Annotated in this window: 20 protein-coding genes; 13 read left to right on the top strand and 7 right to left on the bottom strand. The window is 67.6% G+C overall.

The annotated features are described in order from the left end of the window. Window positions 1-166: 166 nt before the first annotated feature. Window positions 167-754 carry a nitroreductase family protein gene (locus V7S63_RS07215; RefSeq protein ID WP_100963517.1) on the bottom strand — a complete coding sequence of 196 codons (588 nt, stop codon included), beginning with the start codon at window positions 752-754 and terminating at the stop codon, window positions 167-169. Between the two features lie 175 nt (window positions 755-929). Between V7S63_RS07215 and V7S63_RS07220 the strand changes: the two genes are divergently transcribed. Further along, window positions 930-1,910 carry a LysR family transcriptional regulator gene (locus tag V7S63_RS07220; RefSeq protein WP_336529720.1) on the top strand — a complete coding sequence of 327 codons (981 nt, stop codon included), beginning with the start codon at window positions 930-932 and terminating at the stop codon, window positions 1,908-1,910. Between the two features lie 78 nt (window positions 1,911-1,988). Further along, window positions 1,989-2,597 (top strand): glutathione S-transferase family protein, encoded by a 609-nt coding sequence (locus tag V7S63_RS07225; protein ID WP_336529721.1) that lies wholly within the window; start codon window positions 1,989-1,991, stop codon window positions 2,595-2,597. Between the two features lie 13 nt (window positions 2,598-2,610). Here the strand turns inward: V7S63_RS07225 and V7S63_RS07230 are convergent, their stop codons facing one another. The 3 genes from V7S63_RS07230 to V7S63_RS07240 all read right to left on the bottom strand — a co-directional run bounded on the left by V7S63_RS07230 (window position 2,611) and on the right by V7S63_RS07240 (window position 8,132). After that, window positions 2,611-4,371, bottom strand: coding sequence for a peptidoglycan L,D-endopeptidase MepK (locus tag V7S63_RS07230; protein WP_336529722.1), 1,761 nt, complete (start codon window positions 4,369-4,371; stop codon window positions 2,611-2,613). Between the two features lie 239 nt (window positions 4,372-4,610). Continuing rightward, the gene (locus tag V7S63_RS07235) at window positions 4,611-6,491 is read right to left on the bottom strand and encodes a L,D-transpeptidase family protein (RefSeq protein WP_336529723.1); all 1,881 of its coding nucleotides are present in this window, start codon (window positions 6,489-6,491) and stop codon (window positions 4,611-4,613) included. A 150-nt stretch (window positions 6,492-6,641) separates the two neighbouring features. Beyond that, window positions 6,642-8,132 (bottom strand): sigma-54-dependent transcriptional regulator, encoded by a 1,491-nt coding sequence (locus tag V7S63_RS07240; RefSeq protein ID WP_091836402.1) that lies wholly within the window; start codon window positions 8,130-8,132, stop codon window positions 6,642-6,644. Window positions 8,133-8,335: 203 nt separating this feature from the next. On the opposite strand from V7S63_RS07240, the gene V7S63_RS07245 reads away from it, so the two are divergent. From V7S63_RS07245 to grxD, 6 genes are all read left to right on the top strand, one after another. Further along, complete coding sequence (locus tag V7S63_RS07245; RefSeq protein ID WP_336529724.1) at window positions 8,336-10,177, top strand: M3 family oligoendopeptidase; 1,842 nt, start codon at window positions 8,336-8,338, stop codon at window positions 10,175-10,177. Window positions 10,178-10,190: 13 nt separating this feature from the next. Then, window positions 10,191-11,075, top strand: a complete 885-nt coding sequence (locus V7S63_RS07250) for a methyltransferase domain-containing protein (protein ID WP_336529725.1) — start codon at window positions 10,191-10,193, stop codon at window positions 11,073-11,075. Beyond that, a complete protein-coding gene (locus V7S63_RS07255) occupies window positions 11,072-11,512 on the top strand; it encodes an acyl-CoA thioesterase (protein ID WP_336529726.1) in 441 nt (146 codons plus the stop codon). Before V7S63_RS07250 ends, V7S63_RS07255 begins: the two co-directional genes overlap by 4 nt. A gap of 95 nt (window positions 11,513-11,607) precedes the next feature. Next, on the top strand, window positions 11,608-13,818 hold the full coding sequence (gene purL, locus V7S63_RS07260) for a phosphoribosylformylglycinamidine synthase subunit PurL (protein ID WP_336529727.1): 2,211 nt from the start codon (window positions 11,608-11,610) through the stop codon (window positions 13,816-13,818). Window positions 13,819-13,829: 11 nt separating this feature from the next. Beyond that, entirely contained in the window at window positions 13,830-14,066 is a 237-nt protein-coding gene (locus V7S63_RS07265; protein WP_092156864.1) for a BolA family protein, read from the top strand. A gap of 47 nt (window positions 14,067-14,113) precedes the next feature. After that, window positions 14,114-14,449, top strand: a complete 336-nt coding sequence (gene grxD / locus V7S63_RS07270; protein ID WP_091836387.1) for a Grx4 family monothiol glutaredoxin — start codon at window positions 14,114-14,116, stop codon at window positions 14,447-14,449. An 85-nt stretch (window positions 14,450-14,534) separates the two neighbouring features. Here grxD and V7S63_RS07275 read toward each other — a convergent pair whose 3' ends face one another. Both V7S63_RS07275 and V7S63_RS07280 read right to left on the bottom strand, forming a co-directional pair. Next, window positions 14,535-16,265, bottom strand: a complete 1,731-nt coding sequence (locus tag V7S63_RS07275) for a carbamoyltransferase family protein (protein WP_336530229.1) — start codon at window positions 16,263-16,265, stop codon at window positions 14,535-14,537. Window positions 16,266-16,343: 78 nt separating this feature from the next. After that, entirely contained in the window at window positions 16,344-17,333 is a 990-nt protein-coding gene (locus tag V7S63_RS07280) for a hypothetical protein (protein ID WP_336529728.1), read from the bottom strand. Between the two features lie 272 nt (window positions 17,334-17,605). Between V7S63_RS07280 and V7S63_RS07285 the strand changes: the two genes are divergently transcribed. Further along, window positions 17,606-18,043, top strand: coding sequence for a hypothetical protein (locus V7S63_RS07285; protein ID WP_336529729.1), 438 nt, complete (start codon window positions 17,606-17,608; stop codon window positions 18,041-18,043). A 4-nt stretch (window positions 18,044-18,047) separates the two neighbouring features. Here V7S63_RS07285 and tlpA read toward each other — a convergent pair whose 3' ends face one another. Further along, a complete protein-coding gene (gene tlpA / locus V7S63_RS07290; protein ID WP_336529730.1) occupies window positions 18,048-18,674 on the bottom strand; it encodes a thiol:disulfide interchange protein TlpA in 627 nt (208 codons plus the stop codon). A gap of 31 nt (window positions 18,675-18,705) precedes the next feature. Here tlpA and argH point away from each other — a divergent pair, with 31 nt between their 5' ends. From argH to V7S63_RS07310, 4 genes are all read left to right on the top strand, one after another. Further along, the gene (argH, locus tag V7S63_RS07295; RefSeq protein ID WP_091836379.1) at window positions 18,706-20,106 is read left to right on the top strand and encodes an argininosuccinate lyase; all 1,401 of its coding nucleotides are present in this window, start codon (window positions 18,706-18,708) and stop codon (window positions 20,104-20,106) included. A 76-nt stretch (window positions 20,107-20,182) separates the two neighbouring features. Next, window positions 20,183-20,443: an LPS translocon maturation chaperone LptM gene (lptM, locus tag V7S63_RS07300; RefSeq protein WP_100963497.1), complete on the top strand. Its 261-nt coding sequence runs from the start codon at window positions 20,183-20,185 to the stop codon at window positions 20,441-20,443. A gap of 7 nt (window positions 20,444-20,450) precedes the next feature. Further along, on the top strand, window positions 20,451-21,740 hold the full coding sequence (gene lysA, locus V7S63_RS07305) for a diaminopimelate decarboxylase (RefSeq protein WP_336529731.1): 1,290 nt from the start codon (window positions 20,451-20,453) through the stop codon (window positions 21,738-21,740). A gap of 134 nt (window positions 21,741-21,874) precedes the next feature. Then, complete coding sequence (locus V7S63_RS07310) at window positions 21,875-24,583, top strand: TIGR02302 family protein (RefSeq protein WP_336529732.1); 2,709 nt, start codon at window positions 21,875-21,877, stop codon at window positions 24,581-24,583. Window positions 24,584-24,655: the final 72 nt, after the last annotated feature.

Here is a 24,655-nt window from a genome sequence, read left to right on the forward strand (position 1 = left end):
GCGGCGGGCTCGTGACCAGCGCCGGCGACCTCATCCCAGGCGAAGCAGCCCAATTTGGACCGGATTCGGTGTGCGTCGCACAAAAACGCCGCCCGGAGGATGCTCCCCGAGCGGCGCTTTATTCTTCAAGGTGTTGCTTCAGGCAATCAGTCCGAGCTGCCCCCGATCAACGATGGGTGCGGAACCGGACCTCGTCGTCGATGAAGGTCTTCTCGCCGAAGGGCGCCTCGTTGGAGCCGAACGGCATCTGCGCGGTGAGCTTCCAGGACGCAGGAATGTTCCAGGTCTTGGCGACCTCGGCATCGACCAGGGGATGATAGTGCTGGAGGCTGGCACCGATGCCGGCATCGGCAAGCGCAGTCCACACCGCCAGCTGCGCCATGCCGGTCGAATGCTCCGACCAGATCGGGAAATTGTGCGCATAGAGCGGGAAATTGGCCTGGAGAGCCTTGACCGGCTCCTGGTCCTCGAAGAACAGCACGGTACCCGCGCCGCTGGCGAAGCCTTCGAGCTTCTTGGCTGTCCCGGCGAAGTCGGCAGCCGGCACGATCGCCTGAAGCGCCTCCTTGGCGATGCTCCAGAACTTGTCGCTCTCCCGGCCGAACAGGATGACGGCGCGCGAGCTCTGCGAATTGAAGCTGGAGGGCGAGAGGCGGATCGCTTCCCGGATCAGGGCATCGACCTGCGTTTCGGAGATCGGCAGATTTTTGCCGAGGGCATATTGCGTACGGCGCTTCTTGAGCTTGTCGAGCATGGCTTCCTCATCTGTAACGCTGGCAGGCCGATGAAACGGGGCTGTTTGTCTCGGAGCGCGCCTCTAGGCGGCCTTCCTGCGAAAGCGGGATTTGATGAAGAAGAGGTAGCGGTTCACCTGGCGCACCAGAATGCCCATATTGGGCACCAATCTGTTGCTCATCCAGGAACGCTTCATGTCCGAGATCGACGATATCAGGAGCTTCGTCGCCGTGGTCGACGCCGGCGGCTTCGGCCGGGCCGCGCATAGCCTCGGCCTGGCGAAATCGATCGTCAGCCGCCGCATCGCCCGGCTGGAGGCCGATCTCGGCACGCGGTTGCTCAGCCGCACGACCCGCGGCGTCGCCGCCACCGAAGCGGGACTGGAGTTCAAGGCGCGCGGCGAGCGCATCCTGTCGGAGCTCGCCGAGGCGCGCGAAGCGATGGCGCAGCAATCCGAGGGTGTCGCCGGACGCCTGAGGCTGTCGATGCCGCTCTCCTTCGGCTACCGCCATCTGGCGCCGGTACTGGCGGAGCTGGCGGAGCGCCACCCCCGGCTGGAACTCGATGTCGAAGCCAGCGATCGCCAGGTCGATCTGATCGGCGAGCGCTTCGATGCCGCGATCCGGATCGGCTCGCTCAAGGATTCCAGCCTGGTGGCGCGGCGCATCGCACCGGTAAAGGCGGCGGTGCTGGGCAGCCCGGACTATTTCGCCCGCTACGGCCGGCCGGAGACGCCGCTCGACCTCGCCCGGCACGAATGCCTGGTCTATTCGGGCAACAGCGTGGTCGACTGGGGCTTCCGCATGGGCCGGCGCTGGGTTTCCGTGCGCCCATCGGGGCGGTTGCGCTCGGACAATGGCGATACGCTGCTGCGCTGGGCCGAGGCGGGGCTCGGCATCGTCGTGTTGCCGACCTTCATTGCCAGCGATGCGATTCGCGCCGGGACCGTCGAGCACATCCTCTGGCGCTATCCGATGCGGGAGAGCGCACTGCATGTCGTGCGTCCGCCGGGGCCTTACGTGCCCGGCAAGGTGCGGGTGCTGATCGATCTCATGCTCGAGCGCTTCGGCAACACGCCGGCCTGGGATCCCTGCCAGGCGGCCGTTCAGGCGAAGATCGCGGCCGGCGAACTGGCGCCCGAGGACTACCCCGCCGACGAGCATCAAATGGCGTGAAGTTGCGCTTCACCCGAATTCGCGTGGCAAGGCGTGCGCAAGCGGCCAGTGTTCCGACCACGACAACGGGAGATCGCGATGCTGCTGGTTGGAATGCTCGATAGCCCCTATGTGCGGCGCGCCGCCATCACCGGGACCTTGCTCGGCCTCGAATTCGAGCATCGCTCGGTCTCGGTGTTCCGGCACATGCCGGAGTTCCGCAAGATCAACCCGCTGATCAAGGCGCCGACGCTGGTCGCCGATGACGGCACGGTGCTCAGCGAATCCCTGCTGATCATCCAGCATTTCGAGGACGTCGCTGGCCGTTCCCTGCGGCCGATGGACAAGGCTGCGCGGGTCAGGGATCTGAGCCTGACCGGCATCGGCATCGTCGCGGCGGACAAGGCGGTCTCGGTCGAATACGAGCGCAAGCGGCCGGAGGAGAAGCGCTACGACAACTGGCAGGAGCGCATTCTGGCGCAGCTCCACACCGCGCTCGACCTGCTCGACCAGGCGGCGGAGCGTGGCGAGATCGGCGCCGGCCCTGAGCTGCGGCCGGGCGATATCGCTGCCGCGATCGCCTGGGGGTTCTGCCGTTTTGTTTTCCCGGAATTCGTCGAAGAAAAGCGCTGGCCGGCGCTGGCGCGCCAAGCAGCGGCCTGCGAGGCGCTTCCGGTGTTCAAGGCCTGGCCGATCGACAAGGAATAGTCTTGGGGCTCGCTCAGTTCTGGACGAAGGTCGTCGGCAGCGCCTTGACCGCCGGGCCGCTGAAGCCGCTGGTGCCGACATCGCTGGGCTCGGCGGCAGAGAAGCCGAGCGAGGCGGCGGGGCTCGCGCCGGCGACCCAGCCCTTGGCCTGAGCCTCCGCGCCAGCCTTCGCCTTGGCGGTCGCGACGGTGGCGCGCCGTGGCGGAGGGGCCTCCGGCGCCGAGACAGCGGCGAAAAGCGAGTCGAGGCCGGCCCGGTCGGCGTTGTATTCCGCAGCGATCGGAGTGCTGCGCGGCCGCGCAGCGACCTGCGTCGTGCCGGCCTGCTCCGGCGCGGCGCCCGGCGGGCGCGGCCGGATCGGCGGCATCGGATGATTGATCGCGACCAGCTTGGCGCCGGCGGGAATGGCGGAAACGGTGTCCTCGGCGTCGTCGCTCAGACGCAGCCCCTCGGTCGACAGGCTTGCCAGCGCGACCGGGCGCGACGGCGGCAGCGGGGCCGAGACGGCCTTGCCGGTCAGGATGGTCTCCAGCGACGGGCCGGGCAGGTCGGTCGGCCTACGCGGCGGCAGCGAGGCGAGGATGAGCTTCTGCTCGGAGGCGGGCAGCGGCAGGGCCGTGGCCTCCGCCGCCAGGGCGGCGAGCTGCGGCGAGCCGGCCGGTGGATTCGGCACGGGCGGCGTCAGGCCACTCGGGCGCGCCACAGGAAGTGCGGTCGCGATCGGGCTCGGCTTCGGCGGCTCGGGCGGCGCAACCTGGGCAGGAGCCAGGGCGGCGACCTGCGTCTCCTCCGGCGGCGGCGCGGTGGTGGTCGTTGCGCGATTCGACCGCTCGCGCAGCACGGAACGGCCGCTCGGCTCGGGCTGGGCCGGCTGCGCATTGAACACGGCGAAGCGGCCGCCATCACCGCTGTTGCTGTCGCCGGCATAAGCCATGACGGTCGGCTGCGGCGTCGGCGCGCGACGGGCTGCGGCCGCACGGCCACGGGTCGGGCGGGCGTCGGCCTCCTCGTCGTCGCCGCCGAACAGCGCAGCCCAGAAGCTCTTGCCGCCGCCGCCGGACGCCATGATCGCGCCCTCGTCGTAGTCCCCGGCGCCATAGCCCATCACCGAGCCGCCGCTGGAGAGGATCGCAGCTTTAGCGACCTCGTAGCCCGCGAGCGGCTTGCCGTCGGCAGGCAGATGCACGGTCTGTTCATCGGGGAAGAGGCGTACGAGCTGGTCGCGGGTCATGCGCGGCCAGGAGCGGACCGAGCCGGCGTCGAGATGGACGAAAGGAGTATGCGCGCCGGGATAGAAGCCGACGCCGCCGCGCTGCATCCGCATCGCGACCTCGCGCATGCGGGCTGTCGGGGTGTCGGGCAGGTAGAAGTCCATCGCCTTGCCGAGCATATGCTGGCTGTGCTTGGCGACGCCGCGCGAGCGCCGGCGCAGCATCGAGTTGGTGCCGGGCGAGCGATAGGCGGAGACGACGTGGAAGGGCTGGTCGGAGCCGACCTTGCGATGGACCTCCCAGGCGATGTCGAACAGGCGCGGGTCCATGCGGATCGGCTCGTCGATGCGCCAGTCGCGCAGCGCCCAGTTGAGCTTCTCCAACCCCGCTGAGTCGTAGCGGCCGTCACGCTTGAAGGTGACGGTCGTCTCCTCCTTGGTGTGCATGTGCTTGATCGTGATCGTGCGGGTGTCGCCGTTGGCGACGGCGTTCTGCGTGCCGCGCACGCCAAGCACCAGGAAGCTTGCGCTCGTAGCGAGCAGAAAGCCGGCGCGGGCGCTCAACCGCAAAAACTGCGGGAGCCGTGCTGCGATCTCGGCTTTCGACCTGCTCACTCTGCCAGACCCGTCTCGAAGCACCCGGCGAACCGGAGCGATAAACGTGAAGGAACAGTTGCCGAGAAGGCTTAACGGGAGGTTACCGGCGAGACAACTCCCCGCCGGAATCCGGCAAGCAAGATTGCTCGCTACCGGCAGATCATGGCGAAACCGTGCCGAATGGGACTTTTTCCAGGCTGCAACCGTCAGGAACGTTGCTCGAGGGCGTTCCTGACCAGCCTGTGGAAGCCGTAGATATCGTCGAAGGTGGTGATGGCACCGGCTGCGTCCACGACGATCGTCTCATAGACGAGATGGATCGGCAGCGGCTGCGGCAGCTTGATGGTGCGCTCGCCCGAGCCGATCAGCCGCTTCAGCCGCTCGCTCGTCCATTCCGGCCCGAGCACCTGGTCGGCGAGGGCGAACGGGTTCTCGACGCGCACGCAGCCATGGCTGAAGGCGCGCTTGCCGGCGCTGAACAGGCCGCGATTGGGCGTGTCGTGCAGGTAGACGGCATGGTCGTTCGGGAACATGAACTTGATCCAGCCGAGCGCGTTGCGCTCGCCCGGTGGCTGGCGCACCGAGATGCTGCCGTTCTTGCCCCGCGTCACGACATAGCCGCGCCTGGCGGCATAGTTCGGATCGTTGGCGAGCCCGGGCAGGAACTCCTTCTTCAGGATCGAGGGCGGCACGTACCAGGACGGGTTGACGACGACGTGCTCCATCCGGTGCGAGAACACCGGCGTCGCCGATTCCGGCTTGCCGACGATCACGCGCGACTCATAGGCGAGCCTGTCGCCGTGCATCACGCGCATCCGGTATTCGGGGATGTTCACGACGATGCGGTTCTCGCCGACATCGCTCGGCAGCCAGCGCCACCGCTCCATCTGGGCGATGATGTCGCTCTCCAACCGGGTCGAGCGCGGCATTGCGAGGGCGGCGACGGTCTGGTCGCTGAGCACGCCGTCGGCGCGCAGCCCCGCCTGCTTCTGGAAGTCGGCCAGAGCCAGCGCGGTCGAGCGATCGTAGACCGGCTCCTCGCTGCTACCGAGGCCGAGCCGGGCGCGGACCAACGGAACGCGCTCGTCACGCATGCCGACCCTGAGCGCAGGGCCGGCCGGGATGCGGGCGACCGGCGTCTCGGGCTTATGAGCGCGCAGCTCGGCGAGCTTGGCCTTCAGGTGCTGATAGCCGGCATGCTGGGGATTATAGGCGGCGAGAACCGCGCCGGCATCGGCCGCACCGGCGAGCTCGGACAGGACCTCGGTCGCTGACGGCAATTCGAGCTTCGGCGTGATCAGCTTCGACAGACGGCGCGGGTCGAGACGGCCGCCGCGGGCGTCGCGGGCATAGAGCACGGCGAGCGCCGAGAGCCGGATATCGGCCGCGGCGAGGCTATCCTTGTCGCTGCCCTCGAAGACCGGCAGCAGGTAGTCGCCGGCGCGCAGGCCGTCATCGCCGGCGCGGCCGAGCCGCGCGACGATCTGCTTGCCGGAGGCACCGAAATCCTTGCCGTCGATCCAGAACGGGCGGTTCTCGTTGGCGGCATAAGCGGCAACGATGTCGGCCCGCTCGCGAGCGGAGAGGCGGGGCAGGGCGGCTGCGATCTCGGCCTGGGCCGCGATCCGGCCGGAGAGTTCGAGACCCGGCGGCATCGTGACCGCGACGTCGGGAAGAGGCGGCAGGTCGATCTGTGCGGGCTTTGCCAGTTGCGGCTGCGGCGCGGGTTCAGCCGGCTTCACCAAAGCCGGATCGACCGGCGGCATCTCCGGCTCCGGCAGATCGAGCTCAAGCTCGGCCGGGCTGTGGTCGGGCCTGGTCGAGAGCGCGCCGGTGACGATCTCCCTGGTCTCTGCCGCTTCGGCCGACTGCAGGCCGGCGGACGGGCGCAGGTCGAGCGTCACCTCCGCCGGGGTGGGGATGTCGAGCTGTCGCGGCTCGGCGTCGGTCCTGAGAATGACCAGAGCGGGCTGTTCAGGCAGTGGCTGACCGATCCCGCTTGCCTCCTGCGCTGTTGCGGCAGCGAGCGCGAACGAAAGGCCGAGAGCGGCGGCTGAGACGGTTTCCGCCAGGCGGCGAAGGCGCATCGATAAACTTCCCCGGTCCCTGGCCGATCCACGCCGATAACTGCGTGACTCGGCCTGTTTCGACAAGATGCCGCCCTGCAACAGCGGCCGATATTCGCCCTCTGCAACCCGTCCCCTGTGGGCTGCAGAACGCGTTTCGATTCGGGCGAATCAGGCGGCGTCGGCGCCGTCGGCGGCGTCCTCGCCTTCGATCAGCCCATAGTCCTTGAGCTTGCGGTAAAGCGTCGAGCGGCCGATACCGAGCTTGCGCGAGATCTCGGACATGTGCCCGCGATAATGGGCGAGCGCGAACTTGATGATCTCGCGCTCCAGCTCGTCGAGCGTGCGCATGTCTGAGCCGGCGACGAGGTCGAGCGCGTTGGGATCGCGGACGGGCACCTGAATGACGCGCGGCGGCGCCTCGCCACGCGGCTCGCTGGCAATGGAGGCCGGCGCCGGCGGAATGCGCACGTCGAAGCCATCCATCTGCGCGGCGATCTGCGGGAACTCGGCGATGGTCAGCTCGTCGCCATCGGAGAGCACGACGGCTCGGAACATCGCGTTCTCGAGCTGGCGGACATTGCCGGGCCAGTCATAGTCGGCGAGCAGCGAGAGCGCCTCGGCGCTGATACCCCGCAGCTTGCGGCCCTCTTCGGCGGCGAAGCGGGCGAGGAAGCCGCGGGCGAGGTCGGCGACGTCCTCCCGGCGCCGGCGTAAGGGGGGCAAGGTGATCGGGAAGACATTGAGGCGGTAATACAGGTCCTCGCGGAACTCGCCGCGCTTGACCTGCTCGAGCAGGCTCTTGTTGGTCGCCGAGATGACGCGGATGTCGACGCGCACCGACTTCTTGCCGCCGACCGGATCGACCTCGCTCTCCTGGATGGCGCGCAGCAGCTTGACCTGCGCATCGAGCGGCAGTTCGCCGACCTCGTCGAGGAAGAGCGTGCCGCCATTGGCCTCGACGAACTTGCCGATATGACGCTCGGTCGCGCCGGTGAAGGCGCCCTTCTCATGGCCGAACAGGATGGATTCGACGAGATTGTGCGGGATCGCGCCGCAATTGACGGTGACGAAGGGCTTGCCGCGGCGGTCGCTGGAGCCCTGGATGGCGCGGGCCAGCACCTCCTTGCCGACGCCGGACTCGCCCTCGATCAGGATCGGGATGTTGGAGCGGGCGGCGCGTTCGGCGAGCTGGACGACGCGGCCCATGTCCTGGCTCTTGCTGGCGAGATCGCGAAAGCCGAGCTGGCCGGAGGCTCGCCGCTTCATGTAGCGGATTTCGTGCTCGAGAGCGCCGAGCTTCAGCGCGTTCTTGAGCGAGACCTGCAGGCGCTCGGCGCCGGCCGGCTTGACCACGAAATCGACGGCGCCGGCGCGCATCGCCGAGACGACGGTCTCGATCGAGCCGTTGGCGGTCTGCACGATCACCGGAACCTCGCTGCCGCGCTCGCGCAGCGCCGCGAGCACGCCCATGCCGTCGAGGCCGGGCATGACGAGGTCGAGGATCAGGCAGTCGATACGGCGCGATTCGTCGACGAGAACCGCCAGAGCCTGCTCGCCGCCCTCCGCCAGTGCGACCTCGTAACCGAAGCGCTTCAGCATCGCGTCGAGGAGCCGGCGCTGGACGGGATCGTCGTCGACGACCAGGATGGTTGCGGACATGAAACCTCGATAGGCCAGGCAATCAGCCGGAAGCGGCTGTTCCGTTTCGGGTCACTGTCGGGGAGAACGGTTAAGCGCCGCTTAAGCCGGCGACGCCAGCGGGAAATCGAGCTGCTGTGACAGCGCGACCGTTGATCGCGAGCCGCTGGCCGCGCATATGAGGGGGCCGTAAATCCTCTCCGACAGGCCGAGGCAGATTGCTCATGACCCGCTCCTTCGACCGTCCCGCGATCGCACGCGCTGCCCATGCCGGAGGCGCGGCCGAGGCGCTCGGCGCCCTGCCGGAATGGGATCTGACGCATCTTTACCCGGCGATGGATTCGCCCGCCTTCGCGGCCGATGTCGAGCGCGCGGCTGCCGAGGCGCGGCGTTTCGCGGAACTCTATCGCGGCAAGCTCGCGGCGCTCGCTGCCCGCGAGGACGCCAGCGCCGCGCTGGCCGAGGCGGTCAGGGCCTATGAGGGGCTGGAGGATCTGGTCGGCAAGATCATGTCCTATGCCGGACTGGTCTATTCCGGCGAAACCACCGATCCGCAGCGCGCCAAGTTCTATGGCGACACGCAGGACAAGGTCACCGCGATCTCGACCGAGCTGCTGTTCTTCGGGCTCGAGCTCAACCGAATCGACGAGGCACTGCTGGCCAAGGCGGCGGCGCAGGCGCCGCTCAGCCACTGGAAGCCCTGGCTCGACGATCTCGCCAAGGACAAGCCGCACCAGCTCGAGGATCGGATCGAGGAGCTCTTCCACGAGAAGTCGGTGACCGGCCATGGCGCCTGGAACCGGCTCTTCGACGAGACCATCGCCTCGCTGCGCTTCAAGGTCGGCGGCGACGACCTCACGCTCGAACTGACGCTGAACCGGCTGCAGGACGCCGACGGTTCCGTGCGCAAGGAAGCCGCGGAGGTGCTCGGCACCGTCTTCCGCCAGCATTTGCGTACCTTCGGCCTGATCACCAACACGCTCGCCAAGGACAAGGAGATCTCCGACCGCTGGCGCAAGTTCGAGGACGTCGCCGATTCCCGCCATCTGGCCAACCGCGTCGAGCGCGAGGTCGTCGATGCGCTGGTCGCCGCCGTGCGCGAGGCCTATCCGCGCCTGTCGCACCGCTACTACAAGCTAAAGGCCCGCTGGTTCGGTCAGGACACGCTCGACTATTGGGACCGCAACGCGCCGCTGCCCAAGGTCGAGCAGCGGACCATCCCGTGGACCGAAGCGCGCGACACGGTGCTCTCGGCCTACGGCAATTTCTCAGCCGATATGGCGGGGATCGCGCAGCGCTTCTTCGACGAGCACTGGATCGACGCACCGGCGCGGCCGGGCAAGGCGCCGGGCGCCTTCGCGCACCCGACCGTCCCTTCGGCCCACCCCTATGTGCTGCTCAACTACCAGGGCAAGCCGCGCGACGTGATGACGCTGGCGCACGAGCTCGGCCATGGCGTGCACCAGGTGCTGGCCGGGCCGAACGGGGCACTGATGGCGCCGACGCCGCTGACGCTGGCCGAGACGGCGAGCGTCTTCGGGGAGATGCTGACCTTCCGCAAGCTGCTCGACGAGACGCGCGACCAGAAGCAGCGCAAGGCGATGCTGGCGGCCAAGGTCGAAGACATGATCAACACCGTCGTGCGCCAGATTGCGTTCTACTCGTTCGAGCGCAAGGTTCACGAGGCGCGCCGGCAGGGCGAGCTGACGGCCGAGAATCTTTGCGATCTCTGGCTCAGCGTGCAGTCGGAGAGCCTCGGGCCCGCGATCCGGCTCGGGCCGGGCTACGAGACGTTCTGGGCCTATATCCCGCACTTCATCCACTCGCCGTTCTACGTCTACGCCTATGCCTTCGGCGATTGCCTGGTGAACTCGCTCTACGGCGTCTACCAGAACTCGGCCTCTGGCTTTCAGGAACGCTATTTCGCGCTGCTCTCGGCCGGCGGCACCAAGCATCATTCCGAACTGCTGAAGCCGTTCGGCCTCGATGCGCGTGATCCGGCTTTCTGGCAGATCGGGCTCAGGATGATCGAAGGGCTGATCATCGAGCTGGAGGGGATGGAGTGAAGCGGGGCGCGCGGTGAGCTCAGTCGTCTTCGACCGCGCGCTCTATCGCCGCCGCCTGTCGGCTGCGCTCGCCGCCGGCTATCCCGATTTCCTGCTGGCGCGCTGCGTCGGCGATCTCGACGAGCGGCTGTCCGCCGTGCTGCGACGCTTCGAGCGGGCTGCCGATCTCGGCACGCCGCTGCCGCTGGCAGGATCGGCGCTGCAGCCGCGGGCTGGCGGCTTGCTGCGCATGACAGAGGCCGCGGAAGCTGGCGCCACTGTCGTCGGCGATCTCGAAGCACTGCCCTTCGCCGCGGAATCGCTTGATCTCGCGGTCTCGCTGCTGGCGCTGCATGCGGTCAACGACCTGCCGGGCGCCCTCATTCAGATCAAACGGGCGCTGAGGCCGGACGGGCTCTTCATCGCTTGCCTGCTCGCCGGCCAGACCTTGACCGAACTGCGCCAGTCGCTGCTCGCGGCGGAGGTCGAATTGACTGGTGGTGCCAGCCCGCGCGTCGCCCCTTTCGCCGATCTGCGCGATCTCGGCTCGCTGCTCCAGCGCGCCGGCTTCGCGCTCCCGGTGATCGACAGCGAGAGCGTCACCGTCCGCTATGGCGACATGTTCGGCCTGTTGCGCGATCTGCGCGCCATGGGCTGGTCCAATGCGCTGACCGAACGCAGCCGCAAGCCGCTGCGGCGTGCGGTGCTGCTACGGGCGGCTGAGCTCTATGCCGAGCGCTTTTCCGATCCGGACGGGCGCCTGCGCGCGACCTTCGAGATCGTCTGGCTCTCCGGCTGGGCGCCGCATGAGAGCCAGCAGAAGCCGCTTCGGCCCGGCTCGGCCAAGGCGCGGCTGGCGGACGCGCTAGGCGTTCCAGAGATCGGCACGGGCGACAAGGCGGGCGGGGAAGAGCGATGAGCGAGAAGCCGGTCAGGCTCGGGCGTGCCGATTTTCGCCTGTTCCGCACGATTCCGACGCGCTGGGCCGACAACGACGTCTTCGGCCACGTCAACAACGTGATATATTACAACTGGTTCGACACGGTGGTGAACGCCTGGCTGATCGGGCAGGGCTTTCTCGACGTCAAGGATAGCAGGATCGTCGGCCTCGTGGTCGGCACGCGCTGCGACTATTTCGAGAGCGTCGCCTTTCCGGAGGTGGTCGAGGGCGCCCTCGCGGTCGAGAAGCTCGGCCGCTCTTCGGTGACTTATCGCATCGGCATCTTCCGGCAGGGCGGGCAGCTCACGGCGGCGCAAGGCCTCTTCACCCATGTCTATGTCGAGCGCGGTCCGCAGACGCCGGTGCCGATCCCGGCCAAGCTGCGTGCGGCCATGGCGGAGATCGGGGTAGGGTAGGCGCTCCGAGCGATTGTCTCCACCGCCGTTTTCAGGCTATTGCCCCCGCTTGAGATCGAGCCTTCGGCTCGCCCCCTCCGTCAGGAACAGGCCGCGTGATTCCCAACGACATCAAGATCACCCCGCAGCTGGTCGCCGAACATGGCCTCAAGCCGGACGAGTACCAGCGCTTCCTGCATCTGATCGGGCGCGAGCCGTCGATCACCGAGCTCGGCATCGTCTCGGCGATGTGGAACGAGCACTGCTCCTACAAGTCGTCGAAGATCCATCTGAAGACGCTGCCGACCAAGGCGCCCTGGGTGATCCAGGGCCCGGGCGAGAATGCCGGCGTGATCGATATCGGCGACGGGCTCGCGATCGTCTTCAAGATGGAGAGCCACAACCACCCTTCCTTCATCGAGCCCTATCAGGGCGCGACCACCGGCGTCGGCGGCATCCTGCGCGACGTCTTCACCATGGGCGCGCGCCCGATCGCGGTGCTCGACGCGCTGCGCTTCGGCGATCCGAGCCACCCGAAGACCCGGCACCTCGTCTCCGGCGTCGTTGCGGGCATTGGCGGCTACGGCAATTCTTTCGGCGTGCCCAATGTCGGTGGCGCCACCGGCTTCCACCGGCGCTATGACGGCAACAACCTCGTCAACGCTATGGCCGTCGGCCTCGCGCGCTCCGACGAGATCTTCTACGCCAAGGCCTCGGGCGTCGGTAAGGCGATCGTCTATCTCGGCTCGAAGACCGGCCGCGACGGCATCCATGGCGCGACCATGGCCTCTGCCGCCTTCGGCGAGGGCGCCGAGGAGAAGCGCCCGACCGTGCAGGTCGGCGACCCCTTTGCCGAGAAGCTGCTGCTCGAAGCCTGCCTCGAGATCATGGCCGCCGGCCATGTCGATGCGATCCAGGACATGGGCGCGGCCGGCCTGACCTGCTCGGCGGTCGAGATGGGCGCCAAGGGGGATCTCGGGGTCGAGCTCGATCTCAACGCGGTGCCCTGCCGCGAGGACGGCATGAGCGCCTATGAGATGATGCTCTCGGAAAGCCAGGAGCGCATGCTCATGGTGATCAAGCCGGGCCATGAGGAGCCGGCCGAGGCGATCTTCCGCAAATGGGGCCTCGACTTCGCCGTCGTCGGCAAGACCACAGACAGCTTACGCTTCGTCGTCAAGCATGACGGCGAGACCATGGCCGACCTGCCGATCAAGGAGCTCGGCGACGAGGCTCCCGAATACGATCGGCCCTGGGTCGAGACGCCGAAGCGGCCGGTGATCGAGGCGTCGAGCGTGACGCCGCCGATGTCGAACGCCGAGGCTCTGCTGGCGCTGGTCGGCTCGCCCGACCTCTCGTCGAAGCGCTGGATCTACGAGCAGTACGATACGCTGATCCTTGGCAACTCGGCGGTGACGCCGGGGGGCGATGCCGGCATCGTGCGGATCGAGGACGGGCCGAAGGGCCTCGCCATGACCGCCGACGTGACGCCGCGCTATTGCGAGGCCGATCCGTTCGAGGGCGGCAAGCAGGCGGTGGCCGAAGCATGGCGCAACCTGACCGCGGTCGGGGCCCTGCCGCTCGCCATCACCGACAACCTCAATTTCGGCAATCCGGAGCGGCCCGAGGTGATGGGCCAGCTCGTCGGCTGCATCCGCGGCATCGGCGAGGCCTGCAGGGCGCTCGACTTCCCGGTCGTCTCCGGCAACGTCTCGCTCTACAACGAGACCAACGGCGTCTCGATCCTGCCGACCCCAACCATCGGCGGCGTCGGCGTGCTCGCCGATGTGACGAAGCATGCCACCATCGGTTTCAAGGCCGAGGGCGAGGCGATCGTCCTGATCGGCGAAACCAAGGGCTGGCTCGGCCAGAGCGCCTATCTCGCGACGGTCTGTGGTCGTGAGGAGGGCGCGCCGCCACCGGTCGATCTAGCTGTCGAGCGCCGCAATGGCGAGTTCGTGCGCTCGTTGATCATCGCCGGCCGTCTCAGCGCCTGCCATGATCTTTCGGATGGCGGTCTTGCCGTCGCGCTCGCCGAGATGGCGATGGCGAAGGGCATCGGCGCCAAGGTCGAGGCTCTGCCGGCCGGTCCGGCTCATGCGGTGCTGTTCGGCGAGGATCAGGGCCGCTACCTGCTGTCGCTGCCAGCTGACGCCGCTGAGGCTGTCGTCGCGGAGGCGAAGACTGCCGGCGTGCCGGCTCAGATCATCGGCAAGACCGGCGGCAGCGAGCTTGCCCTGCCGGGTGAGGTTGCCGTTTCGGTCGCAGCCCTCAGCAAGATCCATGAGAGCTGGCTGCCGGACTACATGGCCGGCAAGGCCGCCTGAGGAGACCAGTCATGGCGATGGAAGCGAGCGAGATCGAACGCATGATCAAGGCGGCGTTCCCCGACGCCGTCGTCGAGATCAAGGATCTCGCCGGCGATGGCGACCATTATGCCGCGACAGTGGTTTCGGCCGCCTTCAAGGGCAAATCGCGCGTGCAGCAGCACCAGATGGTCTATGCCGCCCTGCAAGGAAACATGGGCGGCGTGCTGCATGCCCTTGCGCTGACGACGACGGTTCCCCAAGATTAGAACGAGTTCATCCGGCGGGCCTTGAACCCGCATTTGGAGATAAGGCCATGAGCGACGTGAACGCCCGTATCGATGCCGAAGTGAAGTCCAGCGACGTGGTGCTCTTCATGAAGGGCACGCCGCAATTCCCGATGTGCGGCTTCTCCGGCCAGGTCGTGCAGATCCTCTCTTACGTCGGCGTGCCGTTCAAGGGCGTCAACGTGCTCGAGGATCAGGAGATCCGCGAGGGCATCAAGGCCTATTCGAACTGGCCGACGATCCCGCAGCTCTACGTCAAGGGCGAGTTCGTCGGCGGCTGCGACATCACCCGCGAGATGTTCCAGGCCGGCGAGTTGCAGGCGCTGCTCGAAGAGAAGGGCATCGCCGTCAAGCAGGCGAGCTGAGCCTCTTCCCCTTCGTGGAATCAAAAGGCGGCGCGCGAGCGCCGCCTTTTTCATGTCCGGATACGTCTGCCGCCGAAGCGGGCGCTCACTTCACCAGCAGCCAGTCCTCGACCACCAGCGCATCGAGCCCTGATGTATAGAACATCAGGATCGCATCCTCGCTCGTGTGCAGGATTGGCTTGCCCATGATGTTGAAGGAGGTGTTCAAGATTACCGGCACGCCGGTGAGCGCGTGGAAGGCCGAGATCAGCGCGTGATAGCGGGCGTTGCGCTGCGCCGTGACGCTCTGCAGGCGCCCGGTCGCATCCTCGTGGACGACCGCAGGGACGCGGTCACGCACCGCCTCCTTCCAGGTCAGGGTGCGCTCCATATAGGGTGCATCCTGGTAGTTCTCGAACCAGTCGGGGCCGTGCTCGGCCAGGATCGAGGGCGCGAACGGCCGGAAGGCCTCGCGGTACTTCACCTTGGCGTTGAGGATGTCCTTGGCGTCGGCAGGGCGGGGGTCAGCCAGGATAGAGCGGTTGCCGAGGGCGCGCGGCCCGAACTCGGCCCGTCCCTGGGCCCAGCCGATCAGCTTGCCTTCGGCCAGGAGCTTGGCCGTCGCGGTGATGATTTCGTCGGGCGAGAGCTTCTTCAGGCGCGGCTCCCAGGCCGCCATGCGTTCGAACGGCTCGGTCGAGAGGCTTGAGCCGAGATAAGGGCTCATCGGCCCTTTGGGCGCCTGCCAGTCCGGATTGGCCTCGGCATGGGCGAGCCAGGCGGCGCCGATCGCGTTGCCGTCATCGGCGGGGGCGGAGGGGACATGAACCTGCTTGAAGCCGTGGCGGCCGACGATCTTGCCGTTGAAGGAGGAGTTGAGCGCGCAGCCGCCGGCGAGCACGAGATTTTCCGACGGGCAGAGCGCCGCCGTCTCGGCGAGCAGCGCCTCCATCATCTCTGCGAAGACGTCCTGGCCGCAGCGCGAGAGATCGGCCCAGCCCTTGTCGAGCGCGTCGGCCGGGCGGCGAGCCAGGATTTCGTCGGCGACGTTCTGGACCGTCGCGGCGTCGGCGAAGCTGAGCTTGGTGCCCTCCACGCGATAGAGCTTGCGCAGCAGCGCGAGCAACTCAGGATCGCTTTTGCCATAGGGCGCGAGGCCCATGATCTTCCATTCCTCGCCCTTGGCTTGGTCGAAGCCGGCGAGATCGGTGACGAAGCCGAAATAGAAGCCGATCGATTCGCGACCGCGATGGCGCTTCAGCTCGGTGAGGCGGCCATCCCTGAGCGCGAAGATCGCGGAGGCGCCCGTCTCGCCCATGCCGTCGACGACGAGGCAGGCGGCATCGCGGAAGGGCGACGACCAACAGGCGTAAGCCGCATGGCTGAGATGGTGGCCGTAGCGCTTGATCCCGCTGACCTTCGCCTCGCCGAAGGCGCGGTCGAGGCCGAGCAGGGTGCCGAGGCCGGCGCGCTGCTGCTGGTGGTGCAGGTTGGCGATCAGGGCGCGTTCGCTGCGCTCGGGCACGAGCGAACGATTGAAGGCGGGGGAGAGCTTCAGCAGCGAGTCGAGGCTGAAGGAGCCGGCGCGGCTCATCTGGTCGAGGAAGCCGGTGAACTCCTCGCCCCAGCTGGTCGCGAGCCTGATCTGCGCACCCTTCGGGATGTAGCGCTTGAGCAGACTTTCCATCCGCGCAGCCGTGTCCGGCTCGCAGTTCGGGGCGCGCTTGTATTGCAGATAGCGCTCGGTGGCCTCGGCGAAGAGGACCTCGCCGCCGGGATCGATGATGGCGATAGCCGGGTCGTGGAAGGTGGTGGCGAGGCCGATGGTGTAGCTCATGGCCGGCAGCGTATGGAGCAGCCGGACGGCCATGGCAAATGTTGCAGATCCGTGACGCCGGGCAGTGGCATCGGTCGATCACTGGGCGAAGGCGATGCTGTCGGCGATCGCCTTGATCGCCGGCTCCAACGAGGGATAGGTCGCCTCATCGGCGCTGACGATCAGGCGCACGAAGCGGCCATCCGGGCCGAGGCCGATATACTGGGCAAAGCGCTTGCCGGTGGCGCCCTCAGCGGTCTTGCCCGAAAGCAGCACGCCATCCTTGCTGCCGGCGAAGGCGACGGTCTCACGCTTGGCAATCTCGGCCTTCTCGAAGCCGCGCGTCGTCTGCAGCAGCTTCTCGGCGACAGCGGCGAGTTGGCCGGCCGCGACCTGACCGCCGGTCTGATAGCTGACGATCAGCATGGGCTGGCTGCCCTTGGGGTCGACGTTCAGCGGGCCTGAGGTCATCAGCACGCCAAGGCCGCCGAAGGTGTCGACGACGCGGAAAGGCTCGGTGGCGCGAACACGGAAGGGCAGGGCCGCAAGCTTCTGGTCGAGCGTCGGCTCGGCGCCGAGCGAGACGCTCTTCAGCATGGTGACCACGTCGTCGCCATCGAGATCGGAATCTTCCGGCGCCTGCACGGTGATCATCACGGTCTTGGCGCCCTTGAGCAGCACGACCCATTTGTCGAAGGTCGTACCGGCGACATTCTGCTGGCCGGTCAGGATGCGGCCCTTGCCGCCGGCCGTATCGATGTCCTCGGCTTCGTCGATCACGATGTTCTGCTTGGCGAAGTTGGTCTTGGCGGTCTGGAGATTGTTGAACAGTGCCGACAGTTGCGCATGCGCCTCGGGCGGCATCTCGACGACGAGCACGGAGGCTTTCGCCTCGGCGTTCTCCAGGCCGGCAAATTTGGTCGAGGGCGCGAAGCCCTTCAGAGGCGCCAGCGAGACCGTCGTACCCGAGATCGCGGTCCTATCCTGGGCCCGTGCGTGCCCGGCCAACCCGGCGAGCAGAAGGGCGCCCGCCGCCAGCCGGAGAAGGGCCCGGGCCGTGCCCGCGCGGGAAAGTCCGGAAAAACGCATGATTGTCGCTCCATTCGCTGTCGGGGGCCTATTGCCGTGATGCCGTGCCCGGACGAACCGCGCAGGGCGGCCGTCGTTCCCTTGCGCAAGTTTGCGGCGCAATCGTAGCGGCGCGTCCGAATGCGGGGCCCCATCGCGCCGCGAAACGGCATCAGAGCGGTCCAATCCTCTCGGGATGCCGCAAGCCTGTGTCCTGCCTTGCAATCCGCACGCTTAGCGGCGTCACGCTCTGCCTAGGTCGTCGCCTTCCCCTTCTCACCGGAGAACATGCGATGCTGCGGACACATAAGATCATGATCGAACAGGGCAGCGGAGAGAAATCCGTCTACGCAATCCTCAGGCTAACCGACAAGAACGAGGTCTCCGGCAAGTCGGCGTCAGGCCGCTGGGTCCATTTCGAGGACAGCACCGACGAGGGCAGGATCAAGTTCACCAGCGATGCCAAGGAACATCTGTACTGGGAGTGGACGTCGGAGGCTCCGGCGACCATGCTGGTCGGCTCGAAAATGGCGCGCGCCTCGCACAAGGCCGGCGAGGAGGAGTATTTTCAGGTCCTGATCACGCTGACCAAGGTGACGCGCAATTCCGAGGGCAAGTTCGGCGGCGCACCCAGCAAGGCAGGCGCGGGTGAGGGGACGGGAACCCTCACCTACGACGTCGGTGGATACTTCAAGAAGGGCGCGATCACCTGGACAGTCGTGGCGTACTGAGGCGTCAGCGGCCGAGCGCTGCCCCGATCAAGGCCTTGGCGTCGGCGCCGGCCCATTCGGCCGGCCCTTGCAGCAGGGCGAGCTCGCAGCCGGCCGGGTCGACCAGCAGGCTGATCGGCATGCCCTCGACCTTCTTCACGGCTCGGATGTCCTGGAACACCTTGGCCTGCGGGTCGGCATAATAGCCGAGGCGGGTGATGGCCTTGTCGGCGAGCCACTTCTTCGGCTTGTCGGGGTGGCGCGTGTCGATGTTGATCGCCAGGACCTCGAAATCCGAGCTGCCGAGCGCGCCCTGCAGCGCATCTAGCGCCGGCATCTCGGTCAGGCAGGGCAGGCACCAGGTCGCCCAGAGGTTGACCAGGACGGTCTTGCCCCGGAAGGCCGAGAGCGTCGTCGGCTTGCCGTCGGGGCCGTTGAACGCAAGATCGGGCAGGAGCGCCGGCTGCTTGGCGACCTCGACGCCCGCGACATCGCCTTTGGCAAGGGGGCGCAGCGTTTCAGCCTTCGCCGAGGCGGCGCTGCAAGTGGAATTGCCGGCCACGCCCCGCACGGAGTAGAAGGCCGCTGCGCCGCCGAGCACCAGCAGCGCCAGGGCCCCACAGGCCACCGCCATTTTCGACCGAGACGTCATCGTGCGTCCTTGAAGAGCAGGAAAGACCGCCGTGAGCAACCGCATGTGGGGTGGGCGTTTCGCCACAGGTCCCGACGCCATCATGGAGGAGATCAACGCCTCCATCGATTTCGACCAGCGCCTGTGGCGCCAGGACATCCGCGGCTCGCTGGCCCATGCCGCCATGCTTGCCGAGACCGGCATCCTGACCCGTGAGGACGTGGACGTGATCTCCGCCGGACTCAAGGGCATCGAGGCCGAGATCGAGGCCGGGCGCTTCACGTTCTCGCGCGCGCTCGAAGACATCCACATGAACATCGAGAGCAATCTCAAGGACCGGATCGGGCTCGCCGCAGGGCGCCTGCATACTGCCCGCTCGCGTAACGACCAGGTCGCGACCGACATGCGCCTGTGGGTGCGCGACGCGCTCGACCAGCTCGACGAGCAGGTCGCCGACCTGCAGCTCGCGCTCGCCGAGAAGGCGGATACCTATGCCGGGGCGGTGATGCCGGGCTTCACCCATCTGCAGTCGGCGCAGCCGGTCACCTTCGGCCACCATCTGCTCGCTTATGTCGAGATGCTGGCGCGCGACCGCGGCCGTCTTCGTGACGCCCGCGAGCGCATGAACGAATCCCCGCTCGGCGCCGCCGCGCTCGCCGGCACCTCCTTCCCGATCGACCGGCACATGACGGCCAAGGCACTCGGCTTCGCCCGGCCGACGGCAAACTCGCTCGATTCGGTCTCGGATCGCGATTTCGTGCTGGAGACGCTCTCGGCCGCCTCGATCTGCGCCATGCACCTTTCGCGCCTGGCCGAGGAGATCGTGCTGTGGGCGACGCCGCAGTTCGGTTTCGTCAAGCTCTCCGACAAGTTCTCGACCGGCTCTTCGATCATGCCGCAGAAGCGCAATCCCGACGCGGCCGAACTGGTGCGCGGCAAGGCGGGGCGCGTCTTCGGGGCGCTGCAGGGCCTGCTGACAATGATGAAGGGCCTGCCGCTGACCTATTCGAAGGACATGCAGGAGGACAAGGAAGGCACCTTCGACGCCGTGCAGACCCTGTCGCTTTGCCTCGCCGCCAGCGCCGGCATGGTCCGCGACATGCAGCCCGACCTGAAGACGATGAAGAAGGCGGCCGGCCTCGGCTACGCCACCGCGACCGACCTCGCGGACTGGCTGGTGCGGGTGCTGAAGATGCCGTTCCGCGACGCCCATCACGTCACCGGCCGGCTCGTCGGCCTCGCATCGAGCAAGGGCGTCGGCCTGGAGAAGCTCTCGCTCGCCGAGATGCAGGAGGTCGAGCCCAAGATCAGCGACGAGATCTTCGCCGTGCTCGGCGTCGAGCGTTCGGTGAAGAGCCGCACCAGCTATGGCGGCACCGCGCCCGCCAATGTGAAGCGGCAGGCCAAGCGCTGGCTGAAGCAGCTCGCCAAGGACGCGAAGCCGCAGTCATGATCCCGGCGCAAAGGCTCGCAAGCTTGCCCGCCATTCGCTACAGTCCCTCCGACGCTTCGCCCGAGGATACCCGTTCGTGCCGCATTCCCGTCTGACTATCGGTCGCGCCGTGTTGCTGGCCGGCTTCCTCGGTCTCGCGCTTACCGCCTGCGGCCGCCGCGGCCCGCTCGAACCGCCTCCTAACGCCAAGAATGCGATCGACCTGCCGGATCAGCAGACAGGCGCGGTCGAGAACAGCTTCAACGCGACGGATGCTTCGCCGCTCGGCAAGCCGCCGAAGCGCAACCGGCCGATCGAGGTCCCCGAGAAGCCTTTCGTGCTCGACCCGTTGCTCTGAGTTTTCGATGCATCACTTCGCCTATCGCGACGGCGCGCTCTTCGCCGAGGATGTCGACCTGCGCGAGATCGCGGATAAGGTTGGAACGCCGGTCTATGTCTATTCCTCGGCGACGATCGAGCGGCATTACCGCCTCTACGAGGCGGCGATGGCGTCGACCGCGCCGGGCAAATCGGCGCATGTCTTCTATGCCATGAAGGCGAACAGCAATCTCGGCGTGCTGAAGACGCTCGCTGCGCTCGGCGCCGGCGCCGATACGGTGTCCGAGGGCGAAATCCGCAAGGCGCTCGCCGCCGGCTTTCCGGCCAGCAAGATCGTCTTTTCCGGTGTCGGCAAAGCTGAGAGCGAGCTCGCCTTCGCTGTCGAGGCCGGCATCTACCAGGTCAATATCGAGACCGAAGGCGAACTCGACCTGTTGTCGAAGGTGGCGCAGCGGCTGGGCAAGCGCCAGGAGGCGGTGTTCCGGGTCAATCCAGACATCGGTGCCGGCGGCCACGCCAAGATCACCACCGGTTCCTCGGCCAACAAGTTCGGCGTCTCCTTCGAGGAGGTGCATCGGCTCTATGCCCGCGCCGCCAACATGGCGGGTGTCAGGATCATGGGCCTTGCCGTGCATATCGGCAGCCAGATCCGCGAGGTCGATGCTTTCGAAGCGGCCTACACCAAGATGCGCGATCTCGTGCTGGCGCTGCGGGCCGAAGGGCACCGCGTCGACCGGCTCGACCTCGGTGGCGGGCTCGGCATCCCCTACGAGGTTCCGAAGGATTTCGACCATGGCCCGGGGCTGATCGAAGCCTATGCCGGAATGGTCGCCAAGCTGATGCAAGGGCTCGACGCCGAGCTCGGCTTCGAGCCGGGACGCCTGATCGTCGGCAATGCCGGCATCCTTCTGACGAAGGTGCTCCACCTCAATCCGCGCCCGACCAAGGAATTCCTGGTCGTCGATGCGGCGATGAACGACCTGATGCGGCCCGCCATGTACGAGGCCTATCACGAGATCTGGCCGGTGGCGGAGCCGGCGGAGGGGGCCAAGACGATCGCCTATGACGTCGTCGGGCCGATCTGCGAATCAGGCGACACCTTCACCACTGGACGCGAACTGTCGGCGCTGAAGCCGGGCGACCTCATCGCCTTCATGACGGCCGGCGCCTATGGTGCCAGCATGTCGTCGACCTACAACCAGCGCCCGCTGGTCGCCGAAGTGCTGGTGAAGGGCGACAAATTCGCGGTGACGCGGCCGCGCCAGACCTATGAAGAGCTGATCGGCACGGATCGTGCACCACCCTGGCTGCCCTGAGTCTGCTTCACAATAAGCGGAGCGCCTGTGGGGCATCGTGCCTGGGTGCTGGTCACGCCACAATCACGTGCTAGCCTCTCTGCTCGATCGATGAAGCCAGGAGAGGCGCCGCGGGGGGCGGCCCGGAGCATCGGATGAGCGAAGCACCGCGCCGCACGGCGCTAGATTCGGTTGGTACGATCCGCAAGCGGCTGGAGCGGCTCACTGCGGCCTCGCGGCTGTCGCTCGCCTGGGAGCGCCTCTGGCCGAAGCTGTGGGCGCCGCTCTGCGTCGTCCTCGCCTTTCTCGCCGTCTCCTGGCTCGGGCTCTGGCTGTATCTGCCCTGGTGGGGGCGGGCCGCCGGCTCCGCCGTCTTTGCTCTGCTCCTGCTGGGAAGCTTCTGGCCGGCCGTCACCGGTCGCTGGCCGAGCCGCCGCGAGGCGCTGTCCCGGCTCGACCACTCGATGGACGGGGCTCACCGTCCGGCGACCTCGCTCGAGGATACGCTCGCGGTCGGCGGCAAGGATCCGGTCTCGCAGGCGTTGTGGACGCTGCATCTGCAGCGCCAGAGCGCTCACGTCGCGGCGCTGAAGGTCGCGCCGCCACAGCCGCGCATGGCCGGGCGTGACAGGCGGGCCTTGCGCGCCGTGCCGCTGGTCGCAGCGGTCGCCGGCTTCTTCGTCGCCGGGCATGAGGCCCTGCCGCGGCTCGCCGCCGCCTTCGACTGGCGCGGACCTGCGCTTGCCGCCGCGGCTGTCCGGATCGATGCCTGGATCGACCCGCCCTCCTATACGCGCATGCCGCCGATCCTGATCGATTTCGGCAGGCTCGCCAGCCCGAACTTCAACGTGCCCGAGAAATCGACGGTGGTGGTGCGCATCGCCGGCAAAAGCGGAATGGATGTCGCAACCACCGGCCGGCTCGATGCCGTACCGGTCGAGGGCAAGCCCGGCGAAGTCAAATCCGGAGACGCCAAGCCGGCGCCGGCCAAGGCCATGCCGCCGAATACGGTCGCAGTGACCGAGAAGCGCTATCTCGTGGCCGGCGACGGCACCCTGCGCATCACCGGCTCAGGCGCCCCGGCGCAGACCTTGAGCCTGCACGCGATCATCGACCAGAAGCCGGAGATCGCCTTCGCCGATGCGCCCAAGCCCGTCAGCGGCGTGCAGGGCGGGCTCGGCCTCAGCTATCGCGCGAAGGACGATTACGGCATCGCCTCGGCCGAAGTGCTGGTCTCGCGTGTCGGGCCGATCACGGGTGGCCGCTCGCTGGTCGAGGCGCCGAAGCAGGTGCTGCCGGTGCCGCCCTCCGGTTCCGGCGACGACGAGATGAAGAGCACGGTCGATTTCTCGGCCCATCCCTGGGCCGGCGCCAAGGTCAATATGAGCCTCCTGGCGCGCGACGAGACCGGGCAGGAGGGACGCAGCGAGACCATCGAAGTCGTGCTGCCGCAGCGGACTTTCACCAAGCCGCTGGCCAAGGCGCTGGTCGAGCAGCGGCGCAAGCTCGTCATGGAAGTCGACAACCGCAAGAAAGTTCAGCTTGCGCTCGACGCGCTGATGATCGAGCCCGACCGCTTCATGAAGGAGACCGGCGTCTATCTCGGCATGCGCATGATCGGCGAGCGACTGCGCCGCGCCGCCAGCGACGACCAGCTCCGCGACGCCGCCGAGATGATGTGGGCGCTCGCGCTGCAGCTCGAGGATGGCGACCTCTCGGATGCCGAAAAGGCGCTCAGGGCCGCGCAGGAGAACCTGGCGCAGGCGCTGGAGCGCGGTGCCTCCGAAGAGGAGATGAAGAAGCTCACCGAAGATCTGCGCCGCGCCATGGACCAGTACATGCGCGAGCTTGCCCAGCAATGGCAGCGCCAGCAGCAGAACGGCGAGCAGAACCAGGCGCGGCTGCCGGAGAATTTCCGAACGGTGACGCCGCGCGACCTGCAGAACATGCTCAACCGCATCGAGGAGCTGACCAAGCGCGGCGACATGGCCGAGGCGCAGCGCCTGATGGAGGAGCTCAACAACCTCCTGAACAACCTCAAGACGGCGCGCCCCGGCCAGCAGGACCCGCGCCAGCGCGAGATGAACCAGGCGTTGGGCGATCTCGACCGGATGACGCGCGAGCAGCAGCAGTTGCGCGACGAGACCTACCAGCAGGACCAGCAGAACCAGAACCGCACCCAGCAGGGCCGCCGCCCCGGCCAACAGCAGGCGCGTCCCGGCCAGCAGGGCCAGCGCCAGCAAGGGCAACAGGGCCAGCGTGGGCAGCGTGGCCAGCAACCCGGGCAGCAGCCTGGCGAGGAGGGCGAGGGCGAAGACGGCCAAAACGCCGAAGGCGGGCAGGGCCAGGGACAGCAAGGGTTGTCGCAGCGCCAGCAGGCCCTGCGCGAGCGGCTGCAGGATCTGCAGCGGCGCATGCGCGGCATGGGCGCCGACCCCGGCGAGCTTGGCGAGGCCGAGGATGCGATGCGCGAGGCCGAGGGCCAGCTTGGTCAAGGCCAGGATGGGCAGGCGGTCGATTCGCAGGGGCGCGCGCTGGACGCCTTGCGCAAGGGCGGCCAGAACCTCGCCCAGCAGATGCAGGGCGAGCCCGGCGAGGGCGAGGGCAACGAGAACGCCTATGGCGAGCCGGATGGACGCCCGGCCGGCCGGCCCTCGGCGCAGCAGCGCGACAACAACGATCCGCTTGGCCGCCCGCAGCGCCAGCGCGACTGGGCCGATGGCCGCGTGCGCGTTCCGGGTGCCGACGAGAGCGCGACGCAGCGGGCGCGGCGCATCCTCGAGGAACTGCGGCGGCGCCTCGGCGATCCGCTGCGGCCGACCGAGGAGCTCGACTATCTGGAGCGCCTGCTGCGGCGGAATTGATCTGACGGTCCCGCGTCATGCTCGGGCTTGACCCGAGCATCTCAAGCCGGATGAGGCGCAAGCCAGCGCCTT

This window comes from Allobosea sp. CCNWLY174, from assembly GCF_037120455.1.
In the GTDB taxonomy this organism is placed as follows: Bacteria; Pseudomonadota; Alphaproteobacteria; order Rhizobiales; family Beijerinckiaceae; genus Allobosea; species Allobosea lupini.

What these genes read in the sequence shown, in the direction of transcription:
- V7S63_RS07275 (WP_336530229.1), bottom strand. Translation starts at nt 16,265, where the DNA reads ATGAGCTACACCATCGGCCTCGCCACCACCTTCCACGACCCGGCTATC.
- V7S63_RS07310 (WP_336529732.1), top strand. Translation starts at nt 21,875, where the DNA reads ATGAGCGAAGCACCGCGCCGCACGGCGCTAGATTCGGTTGGTACGATC.
- V7S63_RS07245 (WP_336529724.1), top strand. Translation starts at nt 8,336, where the DNA reads ATGACCCGCTCCTTCGACCGTCCCGCGATCGCACGCGCTGCCCATGCC.
- V7S63_RS07255 (WP_336529726.1), top strand. Translation starts at nt 11,072, where the DNA reads ATGAGCGAGAAGCCGGTCAGGCTCGGGCGTGCCGATTTTCGCCTGTTC.
- grxD (WP_091836387.1), top strand. Translation starts at nt 14,114, where the DNA reads ATGAGCGACGTGAACGCCCGTATCGATGCCGAAGTGAAGTCCAGCGAC.
- tlpA (WP_336529730.1), bottom strand. Translation starts at nt 18,674, where the DNA reads ATGACGTCTCGGTCGAAAATGGCGGTGGCCTGTGGGGCCCTGGCGCTG.
- V7S63_RS07225 (WP_336529721.1), top strand. Translation starts at nt 1,989, where the DNA reads ATGCTGCTGGTTGGAATGCTCGATAGCCCCTATGTGCGGCGCGCCGCC.
- V7S63_RS07285 (WP_336529729.1), top strand. Translation starts at nt 17,606, where the DNA reads ATGCTGCGGACACATAAGATCATGATCGAACAGGGCAGCGGAGAGAAA.
- V7S63_RS07280 (WP_336529728.1), bottom strand. Translation starts at nt 17,333, where the DNA reads ATGCGTTTTTCCGGACTTTCCCGCGCGGGCACGGCCCGGGCCCTTCTC.
- V7S63_RS07265 (WP_092156864.1), top strand. Translation starts at nt 13,830, where the DNA reads ATGGCGATGGAAGCGAGCGAGATCGAACGCATGATCAAGGCGGCGTTC.
- V7S63_RS07215 (WP_100963517.1), bottom strand. Translation starts at nt 754, where the DNA reads ATGCTCGACAAGCTCAAGAAGCGCCGTACGCAATATGCCCTCGGCAAA.
- V7S63_RS07220 (WP_336529720.1), top strand. Translation starts at nt 930, where the DNA reads ATGTCCGAGATCGACGATATCAGGAGCTTCGTCGCCGTGGTCGACGCC.
- lysA (WP_336529731.1), top strand. Translation starts at nt 20,451, where the DNA reads ATGCATCACTTCGCCTATCGCGACGGCGCGCTCTTCGCCGAGGATGTC.
- V7S63_RS07240 (WP_091836402.1), bottom strand. Translation starts at nt 8,132, where the DNA reads ATGTCCGCAACCATCCTGGTCGTCGACGACGATCCCGTCCAGCGCCGG.
- V7S63_RS07235 (WP_336529723.1), bottom strand. Translation starts at nt 6,491, where the DNA reads ATGCGCCTTCGCCGCCTGGCGGAAACCGTCTCAGCCGCCGCTCTCGGC.